The organism is Thioclava sp. F34-6, from assembly GCF_002213235.1.
Lineage (GTDB): Bacteria > Pseudomonadota > Alphaproteobacteria > Rhodobacterales > Rhodobacteraceae > Thioclava > Thioclava nitratireducens.
Map to the genome: position 1 here is coordinate 1 of NZ_NBOA01000026.1, position 3,826 is coordinate 3,826.

The 3,826-nt window shown below is 62.9% G+C and carries 5 protein-coding genes; 2 read left to right on the plus strand and 3 right to left on the minus strand.

Going from position 1 to position 3,826, the window contains the following annotated elements:
• Nucleotides 1-92 precede the first annotated feature (92 nt).
• Nucleotides 93-1,235, plus strand: coding sequence for an iron-containing alcohol dehydrogenase (locus B6V72_RS18815; protein WP_088736357.1), 1,143 nt, complete (start codon nt 93-95; stop codon nt 1,233-1,235).
• A gap of 6 nt (nt 1,236-1,241) precedes the next feature.
• On the opposite strand, the gene B6V72_RS18820 is transcribed toward B6V72_RS18815, so the two are convergent.
• A complete protein-coding gene (locus tag B6V72_RS18820) occupies nt 1,242-2,048 on the minus strand; it encodes a carbohydrate ABC transporter permease (protein WP_240497770.1) in 807 nt (268 codons plus the stop codon).
• Nucleotides 2,045-2,920, minus strand: a complete 876-nt coding sequence (locus B6V72_RS18825; protein WP_240497771.1) for a sugar ABC transporter permease — start codon at nt 2,918-2,920, stop codon at nt 2,045-2,047. Before B6V72_RS18825 ends, B6V72_RS18820 begins: the two co-directional genes overlap by 4 nt.
• 178 nt (nt 2,921-3,098) lie before the next feature.
• Here B6V72_RS18825 and B6V72_RS19265 point away from each other — a divergent pair, with 178 nt between their 5' ends.
• Nucleotides 3,099-3,248: a hypothetical protein gene (locus B6V72_RS19265; RefSeq protein WP_168173089.1), complete on the plus strand. Its 150-nt coding sequence runs from the start codon at nt 3,099-3,101 to the stop codon at nt 3,246-3,248.
• Nucleotides 3,249-3,253: 5 nt separating this feature from the next.
• Here the strand turns inward: B6V72_RS19265 and B6V72_RS19270 are convergent, their stop codons facing one another.
• Complete coding sequence (locus B6V72_RS19270; protein WP_168173090.1) at nt 3,254-3,421, minus strand: hypothetical protein; 168 nt, start codon at nt 3,419-3,421, stop codon at nt 3,254-3,256.
• Between the last annotated feature and the right edge of the window lie 405 nt (nt 3,422-3,826).

A 3,826-nucleotide genomic window follows, 5' to 3' on the forward strand; every position in this document is an offset into this window, starting at 1 on the left:
GCCCCGCAGATGGACGAGGCCACACGCGAAGCCCGCTACACTGCGTGGAAAAAGGCGGTCGAGGCCACCATCGCGGCGGCGAGGTCGGTCTAATGGACTTCGCTCTGCGCTTTCCCGGCCGCATTCTCTTCGGGCGCGACGAGCGGCATGCGGGCGCGGAGCTGATCGCGCGCTACGGGGCGCGTGTAGCGCTCGTGCGCGGGCGTTCGGTCGGTTGGGCCGACACGCTGGAAGATACTCTGCGCGAGGCGGGCCGGACGGTCGAGGTGATCGTCAGCCGCGGCGAGCCGAGCTATCCGGATCTATGTGATGCGCTCGGTCGGTTGCGCGAGATGCGCCCCGATTGTGTCGTTGCGGTCGGGGGCGGCGCGGTGCTTGATCTGGGCAAGGCTTTGGCGGCTCTGATCCCCGCTGCGAGCGATCCGATCGTGCATTTTGAATTGGTCGGGGAGGGGCGCCCGCTAAGCGCGCCGCCGCTGCCGTTTGTCGCGATCCCTACTACCGCCGGCACCGGAGCGGAAGCCACCCGCAATGCGGTGATCCAGTTCCCCGAGCACCGCCGCAAGGTCAGCCTGCGCGACGACCGGATGATGGCGGCGCTCGCGATCGTCGATCCGGCGCTGACCGATCGCTGCCCGCGTGCGGTCACACTGGCCTCGGGGCTGGACGCGCTGACGCAGGTGATCGAGCCTTATCTCTGCAGTCGTGCGAATATTCTGACCGACGCGCTTTGCCGCGATGCGATCCCGCGCGCGATCCATGCGCTGGTCCAGCTGATGGCGCGGGAGAGCACGGATGCACGAGACGACATGGCGCGGGCGAGCCTGTTCGGCGGCGTCGCTCTGGGCAATGCGGGCCTCGGCGCGGTGCATGGTTTTGCGGGCGTGATCGGTGGCCGGAGCGGTGCGGCCCATGGGGCGATCTGCGGACGGCTTCTGCCCGGAGTGCTTCAGGCGAACCGTGCCGCCGTGGCGGGCGATCCCGCGATGGCCGCGCGATTCCACGAGGTGGCGGGCTGGCTGGGCGAGGGGCTGGCGGTTGCGCCGGCTGACGCTTTCACGGCGCTGGAGCGGCAGATCGACGAATGGGGGTTGCCCCGGCTTGGCGCGATGGGTGTCGATCCGGATGAGATCGAGGAGACCGCGCGGCTGTCGCGGTCCAGCTCCTCCATGGCCGCGAATCCCGTGCCGCTGAGCAAAGATGTCCTGAGCGACATTCTGCGCGCCGCATTCTGAGCGGCTTCAGGTGCGAATGACAAATCCCCGTGCGATGTGATTACGCACGAACCAGATCATCGCGACACCCGGGATCAGCGAGACAACGGTCATCGCCATCACCAGCCCGATATCCGTTTGAAAGCCGAACAGCGCGCTGATCGCCATGGTGATCGGCTTGCCCGCAGTGACCGTCAGAATGCGCGCGAAGACCACCTCCACCCAAGAGAAGATGAAGCAGAAGAAGACGGTCACGCCGATCCCCGGCGCGATCACCGGGATCAGCTTTCCGACGAAGAAATGGCCGAAGGAATGGCCGTCGAGAAAACAGGTCTCGTCGAATTCGCGCGGCACGGCGGCGATGAAGCTCTCGAGGATCCAGATCGCGATCGGCAGGTTGAACACGCAATGCACCAGCGCGATCCCGACCGGGCTGTTCACCAGTCCGACATGGGCGAAGAGAATGAATATCGGCAGCGACAGCACGACGGGCGGCGTCAGGCGAAAGGCGATCAGCGCGAAGAGAATGTGGCGATCGCCGGTAAAGCGGAAGCGCGCAATCGCGTAAGCTGCGGGCAGTCCGGCGGCGAGGCAGAGCGCCACGTTGAGCAGAACATAGACAAGCGAGTTCCAGATTGCATCGCGCAGGTCGGGGCGTGCGAAGACGGTGGCATAGTTGATCAGCGTCGCCTGTCCCTCGCGATATCCCTCGCGCGGCAGCGTCAGCGTGAAGCTCAACAGCACCGTTTGGGCGAAGGGCAGCAGGATGAAGAGGGCCAGAGCTGCGAAGGCGAGGCCGAGCAGAATTGATGGGCGCATTCGCGTCATCTTCATCGGGTCGCCTCCGGCGAGGTGTCGCGCCCGGCGCGTATGCGGATGAACGCCCATGCGACGCTCAGCACGATCAGGAAATCGAGCATCGCACGCGCGGCGGCACGGCCATAGGTGAAGCTGCGAATGTCCTCTCCCAGTTCGAGCGAGATGAAAGTCGTCGCACCCTGCGGCCCGCCCGCGTTAATCGTGAAAGCCTCGGTGTAGATCATGAAGCTGTCCACGAAACGCAGAAGCAGCACGATCGAGAGCGCCCCGGCGATGCGCGGCAATTCGATATGGCGGAATACCGCGAGCCGTGAGGCTCCGTCGATCGCCGCCGCCTGTCGATAGGAGGCCGGGATCGCCGACAGCGACGCATAGGAGAGGATCACGACGAGGCCCAGCCAGTGCCACGTATCCGCCGCGACGATCAGGATCCAGGTATGCAGCGCGGTGAACTTGTAGTCGAAGCCAATACCCGCTGCGGCGATCGCCTTGCCGAGAAGTCCGACCTGGGGATCGATCAGCGTGAGCCACATGCCCGCGATCATGTTCCACGGAACAACGAGGGGCAGGGCGAGCATCATCAACACCGGCACCGCCCAGCGACCGATCCGCAGCATCAAGAGAGCGATCCAGATCCCCAGCGGCACCTGAATCGACAACACGATGGCCGAAAACAATGCGCTTCGCCCGAGGCTCGCCCAAAAGCTCGGATCGAGGATGATCTCGAGATACCATTGCGGCCCGACCCAAAGTGCCGTGTCGAGGGTGAAGATGTCGTGGAAAGAATAGTTGAACACCGCGACCAGAGGCAGGACAGCGACAAACCCCAAGATGAGAAGCGCAGGCAACAACAGTAGCCACGCGCGGTTCGAATGCGGCTTGATCATCCCTATGCCCTCCCCGGAAGCAGCGTACTTCGCGCGTAAAGCGAACGGGTTGGTCGTATAAATGTCAAGGATACTAAAGATTTAAGGCGGCGGATGGGGCGACGGTGGCTGCCGTCTTGGCGACGCTTGTGCCGGGGGAGGGGCTTTTGCTGTCGGTGCGACTGAGAAAGGGGCGCGCATGGCCGGCGATCGGCTAGAGCAGATGGCGCGCGTCGCAAACGTGGCGGAAGAGTTCGGTCGCTTCGCTCCGATCTTCGAGCGCGAGCTGTTCGAAATGGAATATTGGCCGCTCGAACAGGCAAAGCTGAAAAATAAAGAAGAAGCGTGAGCACTTCAGCACGCGGCGATAATCGGCAAAGCGGCGAACTGCTCGCCATCGCGCGTTCTCTTTCTGGCTTCGTGAGCGGTTTCGACCGTGCAGCAGATCTTTTCGAGATGAGCGATTGCATCCCGAATGGCATCTGCGAGAGCCGGGGCGACCTCCGGTGAAATCGAGAGCATTCCGTCCTCGCAGCGGTGCACCCATCCCTTCTTCTGCAAGGTCGGAACTTTGCGTCGCGCGGTTTCCCTTTGTCTCCCACGATATTCCGCGTTCGATCGCACGTTGATGGCGTATCGCGATCGCTGGTCATGAGCGTGCGTTGCGAGATGCGATCCTCATGGCTGTCCGATTTCGTTCATTTCGCTGGTGACTCGGTTTGGTTTGCGGGGTGCCCTTGGGGCATGCCTGGCAGGAGGTTTCGCGTGGGTGGGTGATTTGCGCAAGATTCTTCCCTGCGCTGTTTTGGCGTGAGTTGGGTGCATTTGCGGTAGTGTAGAAAGTGTAGATATTTCAGTGTGTTGAGTGATTTGTCGGAGAAAAGCGAAAGTTTTTTGAAAAAGGCACTTGCGACTCCCCGGTGTGAT

Bases quoted from the DNA above. Each gene is read 5' to 3' on its own strand.
- B6V72_RS18815 (WP_088736357.1), top strand. From the start codon at position 93: ATGGACTTCGCTCTGCGCTTTCCCGGCCGCATTCTCTTCGGGCGCGAC.
- B6V72_RS18820 (WP_240497770.1), bottom strand. From the start codon at position 2,048: ATGAAGATGACGCGAATGCGCCCATCAATTCTGCTCGGCCTCGCCTTC.
- B6V72_RS18825 (WP_240497771.1), bottom strand. From the start codon at position 2,920: ATGATCAAGCCGCATTCGAACCGCGCGTGGCTACTGTTGTTGCCTGCG.
- B6V72_RS19265 (WP_168173089.1), top strand. From the start codon at position 3,099: ATGGCCGGCGATCGGCTAGAGCAGATGGCGCGCGTCGCAAACGTGGCG.
- B6V72_RS19270 (WP_168173090.1), bottom strand. From the start codon at position 3,421: ATGCTCTCGATTTCACCGGAGGTCGCCCCGGCTCTCGCAGATGCCATT.